Here is a 22,247-nt window from a genome sequence, read left to right on the forward strand (position 1 = left end):
ACGTGATATCCTTGGATCAACTTTTATTCCCTAAATGAAATTATCATGATTAAAACTGTTGTGACTGCTGTGACCCTCGCGCTGGCTTCGCTGGGCAGTGCACAAGCTGCTCAGTTGAATCTGGGCCTGGCCGGCGCGAACGTCTTCACGCTGGGCGATTTCAAGGCCTCCAGCTCGGACGTGGAAGGCTCGATCATCGCCGCCGGCAACGTGACCTTCAGCGGCTACTCGGTCAACGCCAATAACGTTGACGCGGCCGGCCATTATTCGCTGATCGTCGGCGGCAACCTGGACGCCAGCAATGGCTCGATCAACAACGGCGACGTCTGGGTCGGCGGCACCAGCAAGATCGCGCAATCGGTCGGCGGCAAGGCCAACGTGACCGTCGGCGGCACCGCGCCGGGCGACCTGCTCAAGCTGTCGGCCTACGAGAAAGAGCGCTCGCTGGCGCTGAACGCGCTGTCGAACACCGGCAGCGCCAAGGTCGAGTACCAGGGCCTGGTGATCAGCGGCAGCGCCAGCAAGGGCAACACGGTGGAAGTGATCGACATCACCTCGGCTCAGCTGGACGCGATCAACAACTTCAAGTTCAGCGACCTGGTGAGCAGCAAGGTGGGCGGCCGTTCCGCCAGCTCCAGCACGCTGATCCTCAACGTCAGCGGCACCAATGTAACGCTGAACGGCGGCTACCAGGACCTGGCCAAGTACAACGTGCTGTTCAACTTCTACGAGGCCACCACGCTGACCATCAACACCGGCGTCTGGGGCAGCATCCTGGCGCCGCTGGCCACCGTCACCAGCAACAACGGCGTGGTCAATGGCGACGTGGTGGTGGGGAACTGGCTGTCCAACACCCAGATCAACACCGGCAACGCTTTCGCCGCGGTGGACGTCAACGGCCTGGCGGTGAGCGCCGTGCCGGAAGCGAACACCTATGCGATGCTGCTGGCCGGCCTGGGCATGATCGGCTTCATCGGCCTGCGCCGCCGCAAGTCGGCGAAGCTGGAATACTGATCGCCGCCAGCACCATATCGACGATGAGCTTCTCGGCATCGTCGAAATCCTTCCTGGTCAGCTGTTTGCGGTTCAGGACCAGCGCCATCTGGGCGGAAAAGTCCGCATAGGACTGCGTCATCGCCCAGATCGCAAACAGCAGATGCGTCGCATTGACCGGCGCAATCCTTCCCTCGCTGATCCACTTTTCAAACACCTCGATATCCTTGCGCACCAGCGGCACCACGCGGGCTTGTATCTGCTCGCCGTACAGCGGCGCTCCGCTGATGACTTCCATCGCGTAGACGCGCGACGCCCATGGATTCTCGCGCGAGAATTTCAGCTTGGCCTGCACGTAGGCGCGCAGCACCTCGCGCGGGTCCTGGCCGGCGGCGGCCAGGCTTTCCATGCGCGCCAGCCAGTCGTCCAGCACTTCGTCCAGCACGCGCTGGTAGAGCGCCTGCTTGGTGGGGAAGTAGTACATCAGGTTCTGCTTCGACAGCCCGGCGTTGTCGGCCACGGTGGCGATGGACGTGCCCTCGTAGCCGCATTCGGCGAACACGCGCACCGCTTCGGCGGTGATCTCGGCTTCCAGCTTGTCGCGGTTGAGCAGGCGGCGGTTGATTTTTACTGTCGGCATACGAGCCTCAGGAAGTTGAGCAATTGCGGATGGTCGGCATAGGCGACGTTGAAGCGGAACCAGATCGCTTCCGGCGCGCGCAGCATGAAGAAGTCGCACGGCGACAGCAGGATGCCGTGCTTGAGCGCGAGGTCGGCGATGACCTTGCCGTTCCACGCCGCAGAAGGCGCGTCGTGCCAGCCGGCGCTGACGAACATGCCGCCGCGCGGCCGCGCCAGCAGCGTCATGCCGACCTCGCGCAGGCTGGCCATGGCGCGTTCGCGGCCGGCGTCGAGCTGCGTCACCAGCTTGTCCACCATGCGCCGGTAGGGGCGTGCGGTGATGGCGTGGTAGACGGCGCGCTCGTTGATCTCCGAGGTGGTGAGGCCGGCCAGCATTTTCACGCGCAGCAGCTCGGGGACCAGCGACGTCGAAGCGCTGATCGAGCCGACCCGCAGCACCGGCGACAGCGTCTTCGAAAAACTGCCGACGCGGATCACGCGCCGCAAGCCGTCCATCGCCGCCAGCGAGGCCTCGCCGCGTGGCGCCAGCTCGCGGTAGATATCGTCCTCCACCAGCCAGAAGTCGAACTGCTCGGCCAACGCCAGCAGGCGGTGCGCCTGCGCCACCGTCAGCGAGGTGCCGAGCGGGTTTTGCAGCACGGTGTTGACGAACATGAGTTTTGGCTGCGCCAGCGCGGCCTCGCGCGTCAGCGCGTCCAGGTCCAGCCCATGTTCGCCGCGCGGAATGCCGACCGCGATGCAGCCATGATGGCGGATCAGCGACAGCAGGTTGCTGTAGCCGGGATCTTCGACAAACACCGTGTCGCCCGGCCTGGTGAGCGTGCGCAGTATCAGGTCGAAGGCGTGGGTGGCGCCGTGCGTCAGCAGGATCTGTTCCGCCTCCACCGGATACAGCTCGTCGCTCAGCGTGGCCGCCATGTGCTGGCGCAGCGTCGGGAAGCCGAGCGGGTGGCCGTAGCCGCGCAGGCGCGCGGCCGGAATGCGCATCGCCTGGCGCACGGCGTCGAGGATGGTGTCCTCGCCGTACCATTCCGGCGGCAGCCAGCCGGCGCCCACCGGCAGCGCCTCGGACATGCCGGAGTAGAGGTCGGCGGTCAGCGCGTCGATGGCGCTGGGAGTGGCCTGCAAGGCGGCCGGCAGCAGCGTAGCCGGCAGGTCCTGGCGGGCGACGAAATAGCCGGAGCCGCGCCGCGACGATAGCAGGCCCAGCGTCACCAGCCGGTCGTAAGCCTCGACAACTGTAAAGGTGCTGACGCCATTACACTTGGCGAACTGCCGTACCGAAGGCATCTTAGTGCCTACACGCAACTCTTTCCGCGCGACCATGCCGCTGATGGCAGCCACGATCTGTTCGACCAGGCTGCCCTTGTTGCGGCGCCCGATCGGCACGACGGGCCAGCCGCTTTGATCGATCACAGAACTCGCTTCTTCCATCCTTGACTCCACGCAGCTTAGGTGAAACTGTAGTGTTTTTGTTGCCAGTACGGTTGGACAGTTTGATGAATTGTGTATCTGTGCCATAGTTGTCCTGCTGTCTATTATTGCATCATCATTTTGCCAACTGGTAAAGATTTTTACGGGCTGTCAAAAAAATCCGAAGAAAGTTGTTTCATAGGAGAGGTGCATGAACGAGTCCAGACCCGAATCGATGGCTTCCTTCTGGATGCCATTCACGAACAACCGCGATTTCAAAGCCCATCCGCGGCTGCTGGTATCGGCCGAAGGCATGTACTACAAGGATGTCGACGGCCGCAGCATCCTCGATGGCACCGCCGGGCTGTGGTGCGTGCCGTGCGGCCACGCGCAGCCGAAGATCGTCGCCGCCGTGCGCGAGATGGTCGGCCAGCTCGATTTCGCGCCGACCTTCCAGATGGGCCACCCGGCCGCCTTCGACCTGGCCGAAAAGCTGATGGAGTACACCAACCATCGCTACGGCCATGTGTTCTATACCAACTCCGGTTCCGAAGCGGTGGATACCGCGCTGAAGATCGCGCTGGCGTATCACAAGGCGCGCGGTGAGGCGAGCCGCACACGCTTCATCGGCCGCGAGCGCGGTTATCACGGCGTCGGCTTCGGCGGCATTTCGGTCGGCGGCATCGCCGGCAACCGCAAGCCGTATGGCGTGCTGCTGCCGGGCGTCGACCATCTGCCGCACACGCACAACCTGGAGAAGAATGCCTACACGCGCGGCGAGCCTGAACACGGCGCCGACCTGGCCGATGAACTGGAACGCATCGTCGCGCTGCACGATGCGTCCACCATCGCGGCGGTGATCGTCGAGCCGGTGGCCGGATCGACCGGCGTGCTGATACCGCCGAAGGGCTACCTGAAACGCCTGCGCGAGTTGTGCAGCAAGCATGGCATCCTGCTGATCTTCGACGAGGTGATCACCGGCTTTGGCCGGCTGACCACGCCGTTTGCCGGCGACTACTTCGACGTCGAGCCGGACATGATGACCACCGCCAAGGGCCTCACCAACGGCACCATTCCCATGGGCGCGGTGTTCAGCAAGAAGCATATACACGATGCCTTCATGGACGCGCCGGCGGGCATTGAGCTGTTCCACGGCTATACCTATTCGGGCCACCCGGTGGCGTGCGCCGCCTCGCTGGCCACGCTGGAAGTGTTCAGGGAGCAGAACATCCTCGAACACGCTGCGGGCATGGCCGACTACTGGGCCGACGCGGTGCACTCGCTGAAGGGACTGCCGCACGTGATCGACATCCGCACCATCGGCCTGATCGCCGGCATCGAGCTGGCGCCGATCGCCGGCAAGCCGGGCGCGCGCGCGTTTGCCGCGTTCAAGCAGGCCTTTGCCGACGGCATTCTGATCCGCGTTACCGGCGACATCATCGCCCTGTCGCCGCCGCTGGTGCTGGAGAAAAAACATATCGACGAATTGTTTGGAAAGCTGAGGGAAGTGCTTAAAAATCTAAACTAACCCCGTCGTCCCCGCGCAGGCGGGGACCCATGCCGAGCATATTCAGCATGGACTCCCGCCTGCGCGGGAGCGACGACTAACAGGAGACAACCATGCTGGTCGGCGTCCCAAAAGAGATCAAGAACCAGGAGTCCCGTGTTGGCCTTACCCCGGCCAGTGTCAAGGAACTCGTTTTGCGTGGCCATCAAGTGCTGGTACAACAGAACGCCGGCGCGGCCATCGGCCTGACGGACGCGATGTACGAAGCATCCGGCGCCACCATCGTGGCCGACGCGGCGGAAATCTTCCACCGCGCCGAAATGATCGTGAAAGTGAAAGAACCACAGCCGCAGGAATGCGCCATGCTGCGCGAAGGGCAGATCCTGTACACCTATCTGCACCTGGCGCCGGACCCGGAGCAGACCAGGGCGCTGGTGAAGTCGGGCGCGGTGTGCATCGCCTACGAAACCATCACCGGCGCCAACGGCGGCCTGCCGCTGCTGGCGCCGATGAGCGAGGTGGCGGGGCGCATGTCGATCCAGGCCGGCGCCGCGCACCTGGAGAAATCCAAGGGCGGCATGGGGCTGTTGCTGGGCGGCGTGCCGGGCGTGGCGCCGGGGCATATCGCCATCATCGGCGCCGGCGTGGTCGGCACCAATGCCTTGCAGATGGCGGTCGGCATCGGCGCCCGCGTGACCATCCTCGACAAGAACGTGGACCGCCTGCGCCAGCTGGACCTCGTGTACGGCAACCGCGTCGCCACCTTGTACTCGAATGCGCAGTCGATCGAGGAGGCGGTGCTGGACGCTGACCTGGTGATCGGCGGCGTGCTGGTGCCCGGCGCGGCGGCGCCCAAGCTGGTCACCAGCGCCATGATCGCACGCATGAAGCAGGGCGCGGTGGTGGTGGATGTGGCGATTGACCAGGGCGGATGCTTCGAAACGTCGCACGCCACCACGCACGAGCAGCCAACGTATGTGGTGGACGGCGTGGTGCACTACTGCGTGGCCAACATGCCGGGCGCGGTGGCGCGCACCTCGACCTTCGCCTTGAACAACGCAACGATAGGCCATGCGCTGGCGCTGGCCGACCAGGGCTGGAAAAAGCGCTGAAAGCCAATCCGCACCTGAAGAATGGTTTGAATGTCTGCCGGGGCAAGATCACCTACGAAGCGGTGGCCCGCGACCTTGGCTATCACTATGTAGACGCGGACAGCCTGCTGGGCTAAGCCGCATATTTGAAAGAGCACCATGGATACCATCACCCATTACATCAACGGCGTTAGCGTCGATACGCAAAGCGGCCGCCATGCAGAAGTGTTCAATCCCGCAATGGGCGAGCCGGTTGCCCGGGTGGCGCTGGGCACGGCGGAGGAAGTCGACGCCGCCGTGCAAGCTGCCGGGAAAGCATTTCCTGCGTGGTCCGCGACGCCGCCGCTGACGCGCGCGCGTGTGCTGTTCAAGTACCTGCAACTGTGCCAGCAGCACACCGACGAATTCGCGGCCATGGTCACGCGCGAGCATGGCAAGACCTTCGCCGATGCGCAGGGCGAGGTGGCGCGCGGCATCGAGATGGTGGAGTTCGCGGTGGGCATTCCGCAGATGCTGAAGGGCGAGTTCACCGACCAGATTTCGCGCGGCATCGACGCGTGGTCGATGCGCCAGCCGCTTGGCGTGGTGGCCGGCATCACGCCGTTCAACTTCCCGGTGATGGTGCCGATGTGGATGTTCCCGGTGGCGCTGGCGTGCGGGAATACCTTTGTGCTGAAGCCATCCGAGCGCGATCCTTCGGCGTCGCTGCTGCATGCGCGCCTGCTGAAGGAGGCCGGCCTGCCGGACGGCGTGTTCAACGTGGTGCAGGGCGATAAGGTGACGGTGGATGCGCTGCTCGATCATCCGCTGGTGCAGGCGGTGAGCTTTGTCGGCTCGACACCGATTGCGGAGTACATCTACTCGCGTGGCTGCGCTGCGGGCAAGCGCGTGCAGGCATTGGGCGGCGCCAAAAATCATATGGTGGTGATGCCGGATGCGGATATCGATATGACGGTCGATGCGCTGATGGGCGCAGCGTATGGTTCCGCCGGTGAGCGGTGCATGGCGATCTCCGTGGTGGTGGCCGTCGGCGACGCGGGCGACAAGATTGTCGATGCACTGGCAACGCGCACCGCTGCACTGAAAGTGCGCGACGGCATGGCGGCGGATGCCGAAATGGGGCCGGTGGTGTCCCTGGCCGCCAAGCAGCGCATCGAGCGCCTGATTGGCGAAGGCGTGGAGCAGGGCGCGAAGCTGGTGGTCGATGGCCGCAATTTCAAAGTGCCTGAACGCGAGAACGGTTTCTTCATCGGCGGGACTTTGTTCGATCACGTTACACCGGATATGACGATCTACAAGGAGGAGATTTTCGGGCCGGTGCTGTGCATGCTGCGCGCGCCGGATGTCGGCAGCGCGGTGGAGCTGATTAATCGCAATGAGTACGGTAACGGCGTGGCGATCTATACGCGCGACGGTGGCGTGGCGCGCGAGTTCGTGCGGCAGATTCAGGTCGGCATGGTGGGCGTGAACGTGCCGCTGCCGGTGCCGATGGCGTTTAATAGTTTTGGCGGTTGGAAGCGCAGCCTGTTCGGCGATCATCATGCCTATGGTCCGGAAGGCGTGCGCTTTTATACGCGCCATAAGGCAGTGATGCAGCGATGGCCGAATACGGCGAGCGCTGGCGCGGAATTTGCATTCCCTCAGATGAAGTAGTAAGCCGCACCTCGTCATTCCCGCGCAGGCGGGAATCCATACGCAGCATAGGTTCCCGCCTTCGCGGGAACGACGGTCACCTCAGCACATGCCAGGAATTGATCATGATCGAATCACTCAGCTACATGCCCAAGCCCAAGGAGAACAACGAAACCTTGGCAAAACACTTCACCGATCTGGCGCCGCCCCTCAATGCGCGCCAGGCCGCGATTGAAGCTTCGCGCTGCCTGTATTGCTACGATGCGCCGTGCACGCGCATCTGCCCTTCGGACATCGACGTGGCGAGCTTCATCCGCAATATCCACGAAGAGAACATCAACGGCGCCGCCGTCGGCATCCTGAAAAAGAACATCCTTGGCGGCAGCTGCGCGCGTCTGCCCGACCGAAATCCTGTGCGAGGACGCCTGTGTGCGCAACCACGATGCCGAAGGGCAGCCGGTGAAGATCGGCCTGCTGCAGCGCTACGCCATCGACAACATGAAGTTGGATGCGCACCCGTTCACGCGCGGCCCATCGACCGGCAAGAAAATCGCGGTGGTCGGCGCCGGTCCCGCCGGCCTGTCGTGCGCGCACCGGCTGGCGATGCTGGGCAACGAGGTGGTGATCTACGAGGCCAGGGAAAAGCCGGGCGGCCTGAATGAATACGGCATCGCCAGGTACAAGCTGACTGATAACTTCGCGCAGAAGGAAGTCGATTTCCTCTTGCAGATCGGCGGCATCACCATCCGGCATGGCCAGGCGCTCGGCGTCAACGTGCAGTTGCGCGACCTGCACACCAACTACGACGCCGTGTTCCTCGGTCTTGGCCTCGGCGCCAGCAGGCAGCTTGGCCTGACTGGCGAGGACGCGCCGGGGTTGCTGGCAGCCGTCGACTATATCGCCGCGCTGCGCCAGGCGGACGACCTGGGTCGCCTGCCGGTGCCAACGCGCGCCATCGTCATCGGCGCCGGCAATACCGCCATCGACATGGCGGTGCAGATCCAGCGGCTCGGCGCGGAGGAGGTCACGCTGGTCTACCGTCGCGGCTTCGAGGCGATGAGCGCCACCGGACATGAACAGCACATCGCCAGGGAAAACCAGGTGCGCATGCGCACCTGGGCGCAGCCGCAGCAGGTTCTGCTGGATGCGCAAGGCCGGGTGCAGGGCATGCGCTTCGAGAAGACGGCGCTGGTCAACGGCCGGCTGGCGGGCAGCGGCGAGACTTTCGACATCGCCGCCGACGCCATCTTCAAGGCCATCGGTCAGGGCATGGAGGAGGGCAGCATCAGCGACCCGCTGGCGAAAACGCTGAAGCGCGACGGCGACAAAATCTACGTCGACGAGCAATTCCGCACGGTCCTGCCGCGCATCTATGCCGGCGGCGACTGCGTGGCGCCGGGGCAGGACCTGACGGTGCAGGCGGTCCAACATGGCAAGCTGGCGGCACACGCCATCCATCACGACATCAATGGCCTGAAGGAGGCTGCATAATGGCTGACCTGAGCGTAGAATTCTGCGGCATCAAATCCATCAATCCATTCTGGCTGGCCTCCGCGCCGCCGACGGACAAGGCCTACAACGTGGTGCGCGCATTCGAAGCCGGATGGGGCGGCGTGGTGTGGAAGACGCTGGGCGAAGATCCCGCCGCCGTCAACGTGTCGTCGCGCTACTCCGCGCACTACGGCAAGAACCGCGAAGTCCTCGGCTTCAACAACATCGAACTGATTACCGACCGTTCGCTGGAACTGAACCTGCAGGAAATCACGCAGGTGAAGAAGGACTGGCCGGACCGCGTAATCATCGTCTCGCTGATGCTGCCTTGCGAGGAGCGCCTGTGGGCCGACATCCTGCCCAAGGTGGAAGCCACCGGCGCCGATGGCATCGAACTCAATTTCGGCTGCCCGCACGGCATGCCGGAGCGCGGCATGGGCGCGGCGGTGGGGCAGGTGCCCGAGTACGTGGAGATGGTCACGCGCTGGTGCAAGCAGAATACCCGGTTGCCGGTGATCGTCAAGCTCACGCCCAACATCACCGACGTGCGCGCACCGGCGCGCGCCGCCAGGGCGGGCGGCGCGGACGCCGTTTCGCTGATTAACACCATCAACTCGATCACCCATCTGGACCTGGACCAGATGGTGGCGTACCCGATCGTCGGCGGCGCCAGCACCACGGCGGCTATTGCGGCTCCGCCGTGAAGCCGATCGCGCTGAACATGGTGGCCGAGATCGCGCGCGATCCGCAGACGGCGGGTTTGCCGATTTCCGGCATCGGCGGCATCGGCAACTGGCGCGACGCGGCTGAATTCATCGCGCTCGGCGCAGGCTGCGTGCAGGTGTGCACGGCGGCGATGCTGCACGGCTTCCGCATCGTCGAAGAGATGAAGGACGGCTTGTCGCGCTGGATGGACCAGAAGGGCTACACCAGCATCGCGCAATTCTCCGGCAAGGCCGTGCCGAATACGACCGACTGGAAATACCTGAACATGAACTATCAGGTCATCGCCCAGATCAACCAGGAAGACTGCATCAAGTGCGGCCGCTGTTACGTGGCGTGCGAGGACACGTCGCACCAGTCGATCAATCAGCTGATCGACGCGGCCACCGGCGCGCGCACCTATGAAGTCAAGCGCGAAGAGTGCGTTGGGTGTAACCTGTGCGAGATCACCTGTCCGGTGCAGGGCTGCATTACCATGGTGCCGCAGGATACCGGCAAGCCATACATGAACTGGACGCAGGACCCGCGCAATCCGCGCGCGGAGCAGGTGAAGGTCGAACAAGCCGCGTAGGTATGGAACTTGCAACCAAGCAGGGATGAGCACCTATTGGAGAACGCCTTGAGCATAGAACCATCTGGCAGCACGCAACTCTGGAACGAAGACCTCGCGCCGACCACGGCGGCACAGCGCACCTGGCGCTGGTATCACTTCTCCGCGCTGTGGGTTGGCATGGTGATGTGCATTCCGGCCTACACCCTGTCCGCCAGCCTGATCGAGGGCGGCATGTCCGGCTACCAGGCGGTGCTGACGGTGTTCCTGGCGAATGCGATCGTGCTGCTGCCGATGCTGCTGATCGGCCACGCCGGCACCAAGTACGGCATTCCATATGCGGTGCTGGCGCGCGCCTCGTTCGGCACCTCGGGCGCAAAGCTGCCGGCGCTGATGCGCGCGATCGTGGCCTGCGGCTGGTACGGCATCCAGACCTGGTTCGGCGGCCAGATGATCTACACGCTGCTGGGCGTGATGATGGGGGGCGATGTCGGCGGCGAGAAGATCGCGGGGCTGGGCATCAACGGCGGCCAGCTGCTTTGCTTCCTGGCTTTCTGGGCGATCCAGTTCTACTACATCGTGCACGGCATGGAGTCGATCCGCAAGCTGGAAACCTACACGGCGCCGCTGAAGATCGCCATCTGCTTCGTGCTGCTTGGCTGGGTGCACAGCAAGGCCGGCGGCTTCGGCGACCTGCTGTCGGCGCCATCGCAGTTCGTCGAAGGCGGCAGGAAGGCAGGCCAGTTCTGGTCCGTGTTCTGGCCCTCGCTGACGGCGATGGTGGGCTTCTGGGCGACGCTGGCGCTGAACATTCCGGATTTTACGCGCTTCGCCAAAACCCAGCGCGACCAGGTGATCGGTCAGAGCGTCGGCCTGCCCGTGCCTATGGGGCTGCTGGCGGCGATGGCGGTGATCGTGACATCGGCCACGGTGGTCTTGTACGGCAAGGCGATCTGGGACCCGGTGGACCTGGCCAGCCGCATGACCGGCGTGGCGGTGCTGGTGGCCTTGCTGATCCTGTTGATCGATACGGTGTCGGTGAATCTGGCGGCCAACCTGGTGGGGCCGGCGTATGACTTTTCGGCGCTGTCGCCGCGGCGCATCAGCTACAGGACCGGCGGCTACATCACGGCGGCCATCGCCATCCTGATGATGCCGTGGAAGATACTCGAATCCACGCAGGGCTATATCTTCACCTGGCTGATCGGCTATTCGGCGCTGCTCGGCCCCATCGCCGGCGTGCTGATTGTGGATTACTACCTGGTGCGCAAGACGCAGCTCGACGTCGGCCAGCTGTATCGCGAGGACGGCCAGTATTCATACCGCAATGGCTGGAACGTGGCGGCCATCCTGGCGTTTGTGGTCGGCGTTCTGCCCAATATTCCGGGCTTTCTCAATGCCGCGTTTCCGGCGGCTTTCCCGGATGTGCCGGAAACGTTTAAAACGATTTATACCTATGCATGGTTCGTCGGTGTCGCCATTTCCGCCGTGGTGTATGGGCTTGCAATGAAAGGGAGGGGCAGCGAATGAAAACCATCATCCGAGGCGGTACGGTCGTCAATGCCGACCGCGCATTCCGCGCAGACGTACTGTGCGACGGCGACAAGATCGTCGCAGTCGGCGAGAACCTGGAAGTGCCGCCGGGCGCCAAGACCATCGACGCCGGCGGCCAGTACGTGATGCCGGGCGGGATAGATCCGCACACGCATATGAACCTGCCGTTCATGGGCACGGTAACGCAGGACGACTTCTACACCGGCACCGCCGCCGGCCTGGCTGGCGGCACCACCACCATCATCGACTTTGTGATTCCGGCGCCGCAGCAGAACCTGATCGAGGCCTATCAGCAGTGGCGCGGCTGGGCGAAGAAGTCTGCCGGCGACTATACCTTCCACGTGGCGATTACGTGGTGGGACGAGTCGGTGCACCGCGACATGGGCATCCTGGTCAAGGACCATGGCGTCAACAGCTTCAAGCACTTCATGGCGTACAAGAACGCCATCATGGCCGATGACGAGACGCTGGTGAAGAGCTTCCGCCGTTGCCTGGAACTGGGTGCGATGCCGACGGTGCATGCGGAGAACGGCGAGCTGGTTTATCAGTTGCAGCAGGATTTGCTGAAGCGCGGTCTGACCGGCCCAAGTTCGCATCCGCTGTCGCGCCCCCGGAGGTGGAAGCGGAAGCGGCCAACCGCGCCATTGCGATTGCCAATGTGTTGAATACGCCCGTGTATATCGTCCACGTCTCGTGCGCCGAGTCGCTGGAGGCGATCGTGCGGGCGCGCGCGCATGGCCAGCGGGTGTACGGCGAAGCGCTGGCGGGCCACCTGGTGATCGACGATAGCGTGTACCAGAGCGATGACCTGGAATTCGCGGCGGGCCATGTGATGAGTCCTCCGTTCCGCGGCAAGCACCATCAGAAAGCGCTGTGGCAAGGGCTGCAAGGCGGGAACCTGCATACGACGGCGACCGACCACTGCACCTTCTGCGCCGAACAGAAAGCGGCCGGCAAGGACGATTTCACCAGGATCCCCAACGGCTGCGGCGGCGTCGAAGACCGCATGTCGGTGATCTGGGACGCCGGCGTGAATACCGGCTTGCTGACGCCATCGGAGTTTGTCAAGGTCACCTCCACCAATACGGCGCAGATCTTCAACATCTATCCGCGCAAGGGCGTGATTGCTCCCGGCGCCGACGCCGACGTGGTGGTGTGGGACCCTGAGGCGACCCGCACCATCTCGGCGCTGACGCAGTTCGCCAAGGGCGGCTTCAATGTGTTCGAGGGCCGCACCGTGCGCGGCATCCCGAGTACCACGCTGTCGGCCGGTAACGTTGTGTTCCATCGCGGCGTGCTGATGGCCGTGGAGGGCGCGGGCCGTTATATCAACCGTCCGGCATTCAAGGCCACAGCCGCGCGCTGACGTCATTCCCGCGCAGGCGGGAATCCATGCGTAGCGGGCAATCACACGACCTATGGATTCCCGCCTGCGCGGGAATGACGGCGGGAGAGGAGAAAGTCATGAGCAATACCCGAATCAACGGTGACCGCCTGTGGGCGTCTTTGATGGAACTGGCAAAGATCGGCGCGACCGAGAAGGGCGGCGTCAAGCGCCTGGCGCTGACGGACCTGGACAAGCAGGGCCGCGACCTGGTGGTCGGCTGGGGCAGGGAGGCCGGCCTGGCGATCACCATCGACCAGATAGGCAACGTCTTCATGCGCCGCGATGGCGCCAACAACGCGCTGCCGCCGGTAATGACCGGCAGCCATATCGACACCCAGCCGACCGGCGGCAAGTTCGACGGCAACTACGGCGTGCTGGCCGGGCTTGAGGTGGTGCGGACGCTGAACGACTTGAAAATCAAGACCGAGGCGCCGATCGAAGTCGCTTTCTGGACCAACGAGGAAGGCTCGCGCTTTGTACCGGTGATGATGGGTTCCGGCGTGTTCTGCGGCGCCTTCTCGCTGGAGACGGCCTACGCGGCGCGCGATGTCGATGGCAAGTCGGTCGGCGAGGAATTGGAACGCATCGGCTACAAGGGCACGCAGGTGCCGGGCGATCACCCCATCGGCGCCTACTTCGAGACGCACATCGAGCAAGGACCGGTGCTGGAGGATGCCGACAAGGTTATCGGCGTGGTGCCTGCGGTGATGGGCCTGTCGTGGTACGACTGCGTGGTCAGCGGCATGGAGGCGCATGCCGGGCCGACGCCTATGCATCTGCGCAAGGATGCCTTGCAGGTCTCCACGCGCATCATGCAGGAGGTGGTGGCGATCGCCAACCGCTATCCGCCGTATGGCCGCGGCACGGTCGGCATGGTTCAGGTCTTCCCCAACAGCCGCAACGTGATTCCGGGCGAGGTGAAATTCAGCATCGACCTGCGCAACGTGAATGATGAACTGCTCAACACCATGCACGAAGAAATGCTGGCCTTCATCGACAGGACGCGCGGCGAGACGGGATTGAAGATTTCGATCGAACGCGTCTCGTACTACCCGCCATGCCCGTTCCATCCTGAGTGCGTGGACGCGGTGCGCAGCGCCACGGCCAGGCTGGGTTACTCGACCATGGATGTCGTCTCCGGCGCAGGCCATGACGCCATCTACGCCGCCCGCCTGGCGCCGTCCGGCATGATCTTCGTGCCATGCAAGGATGGCATCAGCCACAACGAGATTGAAGACGCCAGGCCGGAGCACCTGGAAGCTGGCTGCAATGTGCTGCTGCACGCGATGCTGGAGCGCGCACGCGTGGTTTGACCGGCAGCCGGGGGCGGTGCATACTGCACCGCATGCACACCGATCCCCAGCAAGCCTACCTTGAAGCCAATGAACGAATGGCCGCCGGCGATTACGCCGGCGCCGAGGATTGCTATCTGCAAGCGCTGGACTTGCAGCCATGGCATGCGGCGGCGCGCGCCAACCTGGGTTATCTGAAGGAGCTGCAGGGCGCTGCGGCGGAGGCGGAATTCCATTATCGGCAGGCGCTGGCGCTGATGCCGGATCACGCGCAGCTGCATCAGAATCTCGGCGTCTTGCTGCTGAAGGAAAAGCGCTTTGCCGAATCGGAGGCGGCGATGCGGGCGGCGGTGGAGTGCAGCCCCGATTCCGCTTCCGCCTGGGGACAGCTGGGCGTACTGCTGGCGTGCATGCAGCGCGAACCGCAGGCCGAGGCTTGCTACCGGCAGGCCCTGGCGCTGGAGCCTGAACATGCGCGCAGCCAGTTCAATCTCAGTTACCTGCTGCTGCGGCAGGGGCGCTTTGACGAAGGCTGGCGCATGCTGGATGCGCGCTGGCTGTTCGACCAGACGCCGTTGTCCTTCGCTTGTCCGTTCTGGGATGGCGAGCCGTTGACCGGCAAGGCCATTGTGATCGCGCTGGAGGCGGGGCATGGCGACATGATCCACTTCGTTCGCTATGCGCCGCTGCTCAAGGCGCGTGGGGCGGCACGCGTTGATGTGGTGTGCCAGCCTGCCTTGCGACCTTTGCTGGCCACGCTGGCCGGCGTGGATCGGGTGTATGCGGCGGACGATCCGTTGCCCGATGACTGGGATTACTGGACGCGCGCAATGCGCCTGCCTGGATTGTCCGGGACTGATCTGGCGACGATACCCGCCGCTGTGCCATACCTGCGCGCGCAGCCGGAGCGCGTGGACCATTGGCGCGGCAAGCTGCCGCAGGAGGGCTTGCGCGTCGGGCTGGCGTGGCGCGGCAATCCGAATTTCGAAAACGATGCCGACCGTTCGCTGCCGTCGCTGATGACGCTTGCGCCACTGGCTGCCGTGCCGGCCCATTTCGTCAGCCTGCAAAAGGGCCCCGGCGAGGAAGAAGCCTGGTCGCCGCCGGCCGGCATGGAGCTGCACGCCGTCGGCGCGCAGCTCGCAGACTTCGCGGAGACGGCGACCGTCATCGCCAATCTCGACCTGGTAATCAGCGTCGATTCGGCGGTCGCGCATCTGGCTGGCGCGATGGGCAAGCCTTGCTGGCTGCTGCTGCCCGACTATCGCTGCGACTGGCGCTGGATGACGGAGCGCGACGATACGCCGTGGTATCCGTTCACGCGCCTGTTCCGCCAGCCGCGCGAGGGCGGCTGGGCGCCGCTAGTGGCCGAGGTGGCGGTGGCGCTGGCCCAGCTTGCGCCGGCTCAGGCGCGGTAGCCGCGCAGGAAATCGAGCAGCACGCGGGCGGCGATGTCGGCGTCGTCGGCGGTCATGGTTTCCAGCGGATTGTGGCTGATGCCGCCGTTGCCGCAGCGGGTGAACAGCATGGCGACATCGGTGATGGCGGCCATCGCCATGGCGTCGTGGCCTGCGCCGGACAGCAGCTCGAAGCGCGGCAGGCCGGCGCGCTCGGTGGCGTCGCCGAGCTGCCGCATCAGGCGCGGTGCGCATGGCGCTGCGCTGGCGTTGAGCAGCGGTTGCAGCGCGAATTCAACCTGGCGGCGCGCGCAGATGGCGGCGATGCCGTCCAATACATCCGTGACCGCGGCCAGCCGCACAGCATCGTCGGCGGCGCGGATATCGAGCGAGAGCTTGCAGGCGCCGGGAATCACATTGACAGAGCCGTCCGGCACATGCAATTGTCCGACCGTGCCGACCAGCGACGCGGCCTGTGCGCAGCGCTGTTCGACCAGCAGCACGATCTCCGCCGCCGCCGTTGCCGCGTCCTTGCGCATCGTCATTGGCGTGGTGCCGGCGTGGCTGGCGAGGCCGGTCAGCTCGACCAGATAGCGCGAGCTGCCGGCGATGGCGGTGACCACGCCCAGCGGCAGGTCGCGTTCCAGCAGCACCGGCCCTTGTTCGATATGGACTTCCACGAAGCCGAGCAGGCTGGCCGGGGCGCGGGCGGTGGCGGGGATGCGTGCGACATCATGGCCGGCGGCCAGCAGCGCCTCGCGCATGCTGACGCCATCGGCGTCGGTCTGGTCCAGCAGCGACAGGTCGAAGCGGCCGGTGATGGCGGTGCTGCCCAGGAAGGTGCTCTTGAAACGCACGCCTTCCTCTTCCGCAAAGCCGACCACTTCAAGGTGGAAGGGCAGCTTTTCGCCGCGCGCGTGCAGGTGGCGCACGATGGCGATCGGCAGCAGGATACCGAGGCGGCCGTCGTACTTGCCGCCGTTGCGCACGGTGTCGTAGTGGGAGCCGGTCATCAGCGTTTTGGCGCCCGGCGCGTCCGAGCGGTAGACGCCAACCACGTTGCCGACAGCGTCGATGTGCGCGTCCATGCCGGCGGCGCGCATCCAGTCCAGCAGCTGCGCGGCGGTCTGGCGGTGGGCGGGCGTCATGTAGGCACAGGTGAGCGCGGTGTCGTCGTCGCTCCACGCGGCCAGCTCCTCGCTCCATTGCATGATGGCGGGGCCGAACTCCAGCTGCACGGCCAGCAGGTCGTTCAGGCGTATCTCGGCGATGCGCTTGATCTGACGCAGGCATTCGGCGATTTCGTCGGCGCGCTGGTTCTTCAGCCGGCGCGCAAAGGCATCAATGACGGCGTGTCGCGTGAGTCCCTGCCCGGTCGGGCCTTTGACGGCCAGGATGAAGGGGAAGCCGAATCTGGCGTTGTAGTCCGCGTTCAGCTGGTGCAGCGTGGCGAATTCCGTGGGGCTGCACAGGTGCAGGCCGGACCTGGCTTGCTCGCTGGTCGATTCGGCGGTCAGTTGTCCGGCCACGGCGGCCTTGCCGGCCAGTTCCGGGTGGGCGCGGATCAGGCCCAGTTGCTCGTCCGGCGTGGCGGCGCCGACCACTTCCTGCAAGGCCAGCTTCAGGGCGGTGACGCTGGCGAACGGTCGCTGCGATGCGGCCCGCTCGGGTATCCATGGCGAGTGCTCGTAGATGCCGCGCAGGCGTTCGACGAAGGTGGCCGTGTCGCATTGGTTGAGGTCTGTGAGTGTCGTCATCATGGACTCCATCATAACGCCTCAACATCGCTACGATATATGCGCCATGCGGTACGGCTTATACGTGCGCGTTGAGATCAGGTTAGCGCGGCTGCCGCTGCCGCGACCTGCTCGCGCAGCCACTTGTGTTCCGGCGCCTGGTGCACGCGCTGATGCCACAGCTGGTAGAAGCGCATGGCCGGGAACTGCACCGGAACGGCGAATCTCTTCAATCCCATCTGCTTTTCGTAGTGGCGCACGAACTGGCTGCCGGTGGTCAGCACCAGGTCCGTTTGCGCCAGCATGTTCGGGATCAGGCCGAAGTAGGCCGACTCCACCACCACGTTGCGCTGCAGGCCCTGGCGTTCAAGGTAATCGTCGATGACGCCGAGGTAGCCGGGCAGGATCTGCGTCGGCGCCACGTGCGGCAGCGTGAGGTAGTCCTCCATCGTCATCTTGTCGCTGTCGGTGCGCAGCGCATACGGGCAGTTGGCGCGCATCACGCAGACGATCGGGTCCTCGAACAGCTTGGACATGTGCAGGTGCTCGGGCGGCTCGTCCCAGTTGGCGATGACCAGGTCCATGCCGCCGTCCGACAGCAGCCGCACATAGTCCACGCCCGCGCCGAGGCTGTGAATCTTGATGCGGCTGTTGGGTGAGCTGCGCCGCAACAGGGCGACCAGATTCGGCAGGAACTGGCTGTCCAGGTAATCCGGCGCGGCGACATGGAAGGTGCGCGCTTCCTCCTGTGGCACGAAAGCTGCCTTCTTGAGAAAAAGGTTCTCGGTTTCGTCGAGAATGCGCTTTGCTGGTGCAAGCAGGCTTTCACCATGCTGGGTCGGCACCATGCCGCGTGCGCCACGCACCAAAAGAGGATCGCCGGTCAACTCGCGCAGCTTGCGCAGCGAGGCGGAAATCGAGGGCTGCGGCTGATTCAGTTTCAGCGCGACGCGGGAGACGTTTTTCTCTACCAGCAGCAGGTAGAGGATGCGGATCAGGTGGAGGTCCAGGTGTTGCGGCAAAGCGGACATGGGTTTGTTCTGTTTATACGGAGATGGATATGTTTAATATACTCTAATGTTCATGTGGCAGGAATCAAATCCGTTTATCTTCTGTAAATTAGTCACATTCTGGACCTCTTAAACTACATGGATTACCTGATCCCCTATGGCCTGGAATGGGCTAACCTGCTGGTCCGCTGGCTGCATATCATTACCGGCATCGCCTGGATAGGCGCGTCGTTCTACTTCGTCTGGCTGGACAATTCCATCCGCCCGCCGGCGCCCGGTTCCGAGCTGGCAAAGAAAGGCGTGTCCGGCGAATTGTGGGCGGTGCACGGCGGTGGTTTCTACAATCCGCAAAAGTACCTGGTGGCGCCGGCAGAGCTGCCGAAGGAACTGCACTGGTTTAAGTGGGAGGCATATTCCACCTGGCTGTCCGGCATTGCGCTGCTGACCATCGCCTACTACTTCAACGCGCAGGCGATGATGGTCGACAAGCAGGTGGCCGATATCAGCAGCCTGCAGGCGGTGGGCGTCGGCATCGGTACGCTGGTGGTCGGCTGGACTGTATATGATTTGCTGTGCCGTTCGCCGCTGGGCAAGCATGAGCTGTGGTTCGGCGTGGTGGTCTTCTGCCTGATCGTGGCGGCGGCGTATGGGCTGACGCATGTGCTGAGCGGGCGCGCGGCGTATATCCATGTGGGAGCGCTGATCGGCACCATCATGGTCGGCAATGTGCTGATGCTGATTATTCCCGGCCAGCGCAAGATGGTGGAGGCCATGTCGGCCGGCCGCATGCCGGACCCGGTACACGGACAGAAAGCCAAGCAGCGCAGCGTCCACAATAACTACTTCACCCTGCCGGTGCTGTTCATCATGATCAGCAACCACTACGCGATGACTTACCGGCACGAGCATGCGTGGCTGGTGCTGGCGTTCATCATGGCGGCGGGCGTGTTTATCCGCCATTTCTTCAACCTGCGCCACAAGGGCCGCGTGGAGTGGCGCTACCCGGCCATCGGCGTGGCGCTGCTGGCCGGCGTGGCGGTGGCGATCGCGCCGGCGCGCCCGGTGGCGGTTGCCGCGGCGGCCGCGCCGGGCTTCGCCGAGATCAAGGCGGTGATTGACGCGCGCTGCCTGTCGTGCCACGCCGCGCAGCCGACGCAGCCCGGCTTTGCGGCCGCACCGCTTGGCGTGGCGTTCGACACCGCCGCCGAGATCCATCAGAATGCGGAGAAGATCTACAAGCAGGTGGTGCAGACCAGGGCGATGCCGCTGGCTAACCTGACCAATATGACCGATGCCGAGCGGGCGCGGATCGCCGCCTGGTACGAGGCCGGCGCCAAATGAAGGAACAAGCGATGAGCAAGCAAAAACTGGCCGCGTGGATCGACGCCCATTTCGACGAGGAGGTCGGCCTGTTGCAGCAGCTGCTGCGCGTGCCGACCGATACGCCGCCCGGCAATAACGCGCCGCATGCGGATATGGTGGCCGATCTGGTCAAGGCTTACGGCTGGAGCGCCGAAAAGCATGCGGTGCCCGGCCAGGTGGTGCGCGATTACGGCATGGAGAGCATCACCAACCTGATCGTGCGGCGGCCGTATGGCGCCGGCGGCCCGACCGTGGCGCTGAACGCACATGGCGACGTGGTGCCGCCCGGAGACAACTGGACCTATCCGCCGTATGGCGGCGTGGTGGCGGATGGCTTTATCTATGGCCGCGCGGCGGCGGTGTCCAAGTGCGACTTCGCCACTTACATCTTCGCCGTGCGCGCGCTGGAAGCGCTGGGCGCGCCGCTGAAGGGCGGGCTGGAACTGCACTTCACCTACGACGAGGAATTCGGCGGCTTGCTGGGGCCGGGCTGGCTGCTGGAACAGAAGCTGACCAGGCCAGATTATGTGATTGCGGCCGGCTTCAGCTACAACATCATCACCGCGCACAACGCCTGCCTGCAACTGGAGATCACCGTGCATGGCAAGTCCGGCCATGGGGCGATGCCGGAGACAGGGCACGATGCGCTGCAGGCCGCGGCGCGCATCCTGAACGCCATCTACGGCCAGCTGCCGGAACTGAAGAAGATCAAGTCGAAGATCGCCGGCATCGACTCGCCGACCATGCTGGTGGGCCGCATCGACGGCGGCACCAACACCAACGTGGTGCCGGGCAAAGTGGTGATGAAGATGGACCGCCGCATGATACCGGAGGAGGACCCGGTGGAGGTGGAGGCGCAGGTGCGCGCGCTGATTGAAAACGCGGTGCAGGGCGTGCCCGGCATCACGCTGGAAATCAGGCGCCTGCTGCTGTCGCACGCGCTGCGCGAGCGTCCCGGCACGGAGCAGCTGGTGGCCAGCATCCAGCAGAATGCCGAGGTCTTCATCGGCGAGAAAATCCCGGCGCAGGGCACGCCGTTGTATGCGGACGCGCGCCTGTACGGCGAGCATGGCATCCCGGCGGTGCTGTATGGCGCCGGCCCGCGCACGGTGCCGGAATCGAATGCCAAGAAGGCCGATGAACGTCTCAATCTCGATGACCTGCGCAAGGCGACGAAGGTGGTAGCATGTACGCTATTCGATTTCCTTGGGGAGTGAGATGTTTGCTAAAAAAATGATGGCCGGCTGGGGCGACATGGACTTCAACAGCCATATGCGCAATACCGCTTTCCTCGATAAAGCAGGCGATGTGCGCATGCTGTTCCTGTCGGAGCACGGCTTCCCCATGAGTGAATTCATGCGGCTGAAAATCGGCCCGGTGGTGATGAAGGACGAAATCGCCTACGTCAAGGAGGTGCTGCTGCTGGAGGAGATCACGGTGACGCTGTCGCTGGCAGGGCTGGCCGACGACGGCAGCCGCTGGATACTGCGTTCGGACATCGTGCGTCCGGACGGCAAGCTGGCCGCGCGCGTCAACAGCACCGGCGGCTGGCTGGACCTGACGGAGCGCAAGCTGATCGCGCCGCCGGCGGCGCTGATGGCGACCTGGCAGTCGCTGGTCAAGACCGACGACTTCCAGGAGCTGCCGTCCAGCGTCAAGGCGAAGTAAAGTAGCGCTTGCGCAGTTCCCCCTTCAGCCCCCGCGCGTGCAGGCGGCTGGCGGCGGCGTTGATGGCGCGCGCCAGCGCGTGCTGGTCTTCCCCCAGGTAGATATACAGGTCCAGTTCTTCCAGCGGCTTGCCCGTGCGGCCGTGTTCCAGCATCGCGCGCGAGGCGGCGCTCAAGCTGCCGTCGTCATAGATGCAGGCCTGATCGCGGCCTGCCAGCACCATTTGCAGGCAGGCCGGCACGGTTTGCACATCATGCGGCGTGATCCAGCGTCCCAGCGCTGCCAGCCTGGTTTGATAGGTATGGATGCCGCGCTTGTAGCTGACGGTGCTGGCCTGGCGCGTCAACTCCTCCCAGGTGTCGATGGCTGGCTGCCTGGCCGGCGTGAAGACATAGGTGCGCGTCTGCACAAACGGCTCCCGGATGCGCAGGTATTGTGGATGCTTGCGGCCATAATCCCTGACGCGCCCCATTTCGCCGGTAATGCTGCCGTCGGCCAGCATCGCTTCGGCGCGCCGGCCGGGCAGGCTTTGCAGCTCGCAGCGCTGGTGGATCCCGGCGCACAGTTGTTTCAGGTAGTCGGCCGCATACTGATAGACCACCGAGTCGCTTTCATGCGTGGTGGCGAAAATGAGCGTGTCCGGTCCCTGCGCGCGGGCGGCAAGGCTGATGATGGCGGCGGTGAGCAGCGCTGGCCGGCAGCGGGGCATCGTCTGTCTCCGTTTTTGTTTGAGTTAGTGCTCTATCATAGCTGATCCGGCTTTGTCGTATGATAGGGCTATTATTGACCATCCCGTCAG

At 64.3% G+C, this 22,247-nt stretch carries 14 protein-coding genes and 4 pseudogenes; 13 read left to right on the forward strand and 5 right to left on the reverse strand.

From position 1 onward, the window contains the following. Positions 1-45: 45 nt before the first annotated feature. Positions 46-1,014 (forward strand): collagen-binding domain-containing protein, encoded by a 969-nt coding sequence (locus tag ACRQ5J_RS06885; RefSeq protein ID WP_432382066.1) that lies wholly within the window; start codon positions 46-48, stop codon positions 1,012-1,014. On the opposite strand, the gene ACRQ5J_RS06890 is transcribed toward ACRQ5J_RS06885, so the two are convergent. Together ACRQ5J_RS06890 and ACRQ5J_RS06895 are read right to left on the reverse strand one after the other, a co-directional pair. Then, entirely contained in the window at positions 971-1,633 is a 663-nt protein-coding gene (locus ACRQ5J_RS06890; RefSeq protein ID WP_432382068.1) for a TetR/AcrR family transcriptional regulator, read from the reverse strand. The genes ACRQ5J_RS06885 and ACRQ5J_RS06890 overlap by 44 nt on opposite strands. Beyond that, positions 1,621-3,069, reverse strand: coding sequence for a PLP-dependent aminotransferase family protein (locus ACRQ5J_RS06895; protein WP_432382071.1), 1,449 nt, complete (start codon positions 3,067-3,069; stop codon positions 1,621-1,623). Before ACRQ5J_RS06895 ends, ACRQ5J_RS06890 begins: the two co-directional genes overlap by 13 nt. A gap of 190 nt (positions 3,070-3,259) precedes the next feature. On the opposite strand from ACRQ5J_RS06895, the gene ACRQ5J_RS06900 reads away from it, so the two are divergent. The 9 genes and pseudogenes from ACRQ5J_RS06900 (at position 3,260) to ACRQ5J_RS06940 (ending at position 15,693) form a co-directional block, all read left to right on the forward strand. Then, positions 3,260-4,576, forward strand: coding sequence for an aspartate aminotransferase family protein (locus tag ACRQ5J_RS06900; protein ID WP_432382073.1), 1,317 nt, complete (start codon positions 3,260-3,262; stop codon positions 4,574-4,576). A 92-nt stretch (positions 4,577-4,668) separates the two neighbouring features. Continuing rightward, positions 4,669-5,783, forward strand: a pseudogene (ald, locus tag ACRQ5J_RS06905) (alanine dehydrogenase). Positions 5,784-5,805: 22 nt separating this feature from the next. Then, positions 5,806-7,299 (forward strand): CoA-acylating methylmalonate-semialdehyde dehydrogenase, encoded by a 1,494-nt coding sequence (locus ACRQ5J_RS06910; protein WP_432382075.1) that lies wholly within the window; start codon positions 5,806-5,808, stop codon positions 7,297-7,299. A 101-nt stretch (positions 7,300-7,400) separates the two neighbouring features. After that, positions 7,401-8,769: pseudogene (locus ACRQ5J_RS06915) on the forward strand (NAD(P)-dependent oxidoreductase). Continuing rightward, a pseudogene (preA, locus tag ACRQ5J_RS06920) lies at positions 8,769-10,063 on the forward strand (NAD-dependent dihydropyrimidine dehydrogenase subunit PreA). Before ACRQ5J_RS06915 ends, preA begins: the two co-directional pseudogenes overlap by 1 nt. 48 nt (positions 10,064-10,111) lie before the next feature. After that, positions 10,112-11,572, forward strand: a complete 1,461-nt coding sequence (locus ACRQ5J_RS06925) for an NCS1 family nucleobase:cation symporter-1 (RefSeq protein ID WP_432382077.1) — start codon at positions 10,112-10,114, stop codon at positions 11,570-11,572. Beyond that, a pseudogene (gene hydA / locus ACRQ5J_RS06930) lies at positions 11,569-12,962 on the forward strand (dihydropyrimidinase). Before ACRQ5J_RS06925 ends, hydA begins: the two are co-directional and overlap by 4 nt. A gap of 98 nt (positions 12,963-13,060) precedes the next feature. After that, complete coding sequence (locus ACRQ5J_RS06935; protein ID WP_432382079.1) at positions 13,061-14,296, forward strand: Zn-dependent hydrolase; 1,236 nt, start codon at positions 13,061-13,063, stop codon at positions 14,294-14,296. Between the two features lie 32 nt (positions 14,297-14,328). Continuing rightward, a complete protein-coding gene (locus ACRQ5J_RS06940; RefSeq protein WP_432382081.1) occupies positions 14,329-15,693 on the forward strand; it encodes a tetratricopeptide repeat protein in 1,365 nt (454 codons plus the stop codon). Here the strand turns inward: ACRQ5J_RS06940 and ACRQ5J_RS06945 are convergent. Beyond that, the gene (locus ACRQ5J_RS06945; RefSeq protein ID WP_432382083.1) at positions 15,681-17,429 is read right to left on the reverse strand and encodes an allantoate amidohydrolase; all 1,749 of its coding nucleotides are present in this window, start codon (positions 17,427-17,429) and stop codon (positions 15,681-15,683) included. The two genes, ACRQ5J_RS06940 and ACRQ5J_RS06945, sit on opposite strands and share 13 nt — an antisense overlap. Before the next feature lie 77 nt (positions 17,430-17,506). Then, positions 17,507-18,439 (reverse strand): LysR family transcriptional regulator, encoded by a 933-nt coding sequence (locus tag ACRQ5J_RS06950; RefSeq protein WP_432382085.1) that lies wholly within the window; start codon positions 18,437-18,439, stop codon positions 17,507-17,509. Between the two features lie 117 nt (positions 18,440-18,556). On the opposite strand from ACRQ5J_RS06950, the gene ACRQ5J_RS06955 reads away from it, so the two are divergent. The 3 genes from ACRQ5J_RS06955 to ACRQ5J_RS06965 are packed head-to-tail and all read left to right on the forward strand — an operon-like array spanning position 18,557 to position 21,448. Beyond that, positions 18,557-19,759: a urate hydroxylase PuuD gene (locus ACRQ5J_RS06955; RefSeq protein ID WP_432382087.1), complete on the forward strand. Its 1,203-nt coding sequence runs from the start codon at positions 18,557-18,559 to the stop codon at positions 19,757-19,759. A gap of 11 nt (positions 19,760-19,770) precedes the next feature. Beyond that, positions 19,771-20,997 (forward strand): M20/M25/M40 family metallo-hydrolase, encoded by a 1,227-nt coding sequence (locus ACRQ5J_RS06960; RefSeq protein WP_432382089.1) that lies wholly within the window; start codon positions 19,771-19,773, stop codon positions 20,995-20,997. A gap of 1 nt (position 20,998) precedes the next feature. Continuing rightward, entirely contained in the window at positions 20,999-21,448 is a 450-nt protein-coding gene (locus ACRQ5J_RS06965; RefSeq protein ID WP_432382090.1) for a thioesterase family protein, read from the forward strand. Here ACRQ5J_RS06965 and ACRQ5J_RS06970 read toward each other — a convergent pair. Beyond that, complete coding sequence (locus tag ACRQ5J_RS06970; protein ID WP_432382092.1) at positions 21,435-22,157, reverse strand: hypothetical protein; 723 nt, start codon at positions 22,155-22,157, stop codon at positions 21,435-21,437. The genes ACRQ5J_RS06965 and ACRQ5J_RS06970 overlap by 14 nt on opposite strands. Positions 22,158-22,247 lie beyond the last annotated feature (90 nt).

The organism is Duganella sp. P38 (assembly GCF_050859475.1).
Lineage (GTDB): Bacteria > Pseudomonadota > Gammaproteobacteria > Burkholderiales > Burkholderiaceae_D > Rugamonas.

Bases quoted from the DNA above. Each gene is read 5' to 3' on its own strand.
- ACRQ5J_RS06885 (WP_432382066.1), top strand. From the start codon at position 46: ATGATTAAAACTGTTGTGACTGCTGTGACCCTCGCGCTGGCTTCGCTG.
- ACRQ5J_RS06890 (WP_432382068.1), bottom strand. From the start codon at position 1,633: ATGCCGACAGTAAAAATCAACCGCCGCCTGCTCAACCGCGACAAGCTG.
- ACRQ5J_RS06895 (WP_432382071.1), bottom strand. From the start codon at position 3,069: ATGGAAGAAGCGAGTTCTGTGATCGATCAAAGCGGCTGGCCCGTCGTG.
- ACRQ5J_RS06900 (WP_432382073.1), top strand. From the start codon at position 3,260: ATGAACGAGTCCAGACCCGAATCGATGGCTTCCTTCTGGATGCCATTC.
- ACRQ5J_RS06910 (WP_432382075.1), top strand. From the start codon at position 5,806: ATGGATACCATCACCCATTACATCAACGGCGTTAGCGTCGATACGCAA.
- ACRQ5J_RS06935 (WP_432382079.1), top strand. From the start codon at position 13,061: ATGAGCAATACCCGAATCAACGGTGACCGCCTGTGGGCGTCTTTGATG.
- ACRQ5J_RS06940 (WP_432382081.1), top strand. From the start codon at position 14,329: ATGCACACCGATCCCCAGCAAGCCTACCTTGAAGCCAATGAACGAATG.
- ACRQ5J_RS06945 (WP_432382083.1), bottom strand. From the start codon at position 17,429: ATGACGACACTCACAGACCTCAACCAATGCGACACGGCCACCTTCGTC.
- ACRQ5J_RS06950 (WP_432382085.1), bottom strand. From the start codon at position 18,439: ATGTCCGCTTTGCCGCAACACCTGGACCTCCACCTGATCCGCATCCTC.
- ACRQ5J_RS06955 (WP_432382087.1), top strand. From the start codon at position 18,557: ATGGATTACCTGATCCCCTATGGCCTGGAATGGGCTAACCTGCTGGTC.
- ACRQ5J_RS06960 (WP_432382089.1), top strand. From the start codon at position 19,771: ATGAGCAAGCAAAAACTGGCCGCGTGGATCGACGCCCATTTCGACGAG.
- ACRQ5J_RS06965 (WP_432382090.1), top strand. From the start codon at position 20,999: ATGTTTGCTAAAAAAATGATGGCCGGCTGGGGCGACATGGACTTCAAC.
- ACRQ5J_RS06970 (WP_432382092.1), bottom strand. From the start codon at position 22,157: ATGCCCCGCTGCCGGCCAGCGCTGCTCACCGCCGCCATCATCAGCCTT.